Origin of the sequence: Exiguobacterium sp. UBA6309, assembly GCF_002439205.1 — a bacterium.
In the GTDB taxonomy this organism is placed as follows: Bacteria; Bacillota; Bacilli; order Exiguobacteriales; family Exiguobacteriaceae; genus Exiguobacterium_A.
Genome location: NZ_DJTL01000035.1, coordinates 1,492 through 2,503 on the forward strand (window position 1 = coordinate 1,492; position 1,012 = coordinate 2,503).

General features: G+C 51.6%; 1 protein-coding gene and 1 pseudogene. Both read right to left on the reverse strand.

Annotation, left to right across the window (positions count from 1 at the left end; translation table 11 throughout):
- On the reverse strand, positions 1–595 hold a 595-nt coding region (locus tag B3M90_RS12025; RefSeq protein WP_290784269.1), incomplete at its 3' end, for a 2-oxoacid:ferredoxin oxidoreductase subunit beta.
- Positions 582–1,012, reverse strand: a pseudogene (locus tag B3M90_RS12030) (2-oxoacid:acceptor oxidoreductase subunit alpha); the annotation flags it as partial. The gene B3M90_RS12025 and the pseudogene B3M90_RS12030, both read right to left, overlap by 14 nt.

Consider the following 1,012-nt stretch of genomic DNA (forward strand, 5'->3'; position numbering starts at 1 on the left):
ACGGACTGAAGACGTTGATGAACGCAAACCCCTTATGTGCCGTCGCTTGCTCGATCAGTTGCGTCAAGCCCTTCAAATCGTTCGAGAAGCTTTGGGCAACGAACGTCGCACCAGCCGTCAAGGCGAGTTCAACCGGTGAAACACTCTTTTCGATCGACCCTTTTGGCGTCGATTTCGTCTTGAATCCAGGTGCAGAAGTAGGTGATGTCTGTCCTTTCGTCAAGCCGTAAATCTGATTGTCCATGACGATGTACGTCATGTCGACATTGCGCTTGAATGCATGAATCGTATGTCCCATGCCGATCGCAAATCCATCACCGTCGCCACCAGACGCGATGACTGTCAATTCGCGGTTCGCCATCTTAACACCTTGGGCGATCGGAAGGGATCGTCCATGAACGCCGTGGAAGCCATACGTATTGATATAACCGGAAATCCGACCAGAACAGCCGATCCCGGAAATCAATGCCAACTCTTCTGGCTCGAGACCGACGTTCGCGACAGCACGCTGAATCGCTGCTTGAATCGAGAAGTCTCCACACCCTGGACACCAGTTTGGTTTGACATCATTTCTAAAATCCTTAAAGGTTGCCATGATATACCCCTCCTACGACCTGCTCGACGACCTCTGCTGGGTAGAACGGGTCGCCATTGAATTTCAGGATATGCTCGATCTTCGATGCATGTCCACAGTTCATCTGGATCAGCTTCGCCAGTTGTCCCGTTGCGTTGTACTCGACGACGATGACTCGTTTGGCCCGCTCTAAGTGCGGCGTGACGAGCTCACTTGGGAACGGATGGACTTGACGGATATGCAAGTGATCAACCTTGATTCCTTGTGCTTCGAGTCGTGGCATGATCTCTTCGATCGTTCCACGTGTCGAGTTGAAACCGACGAATAAGATATCCGGTTCTGCATGATGCTCCGTTACGAGAACGGCATCCTGTAAGCGGAACGTGTTCAGCTTACGAAGTCGCTTCGTCATTTGATCGACCCGGTTCTTCGTCGCTT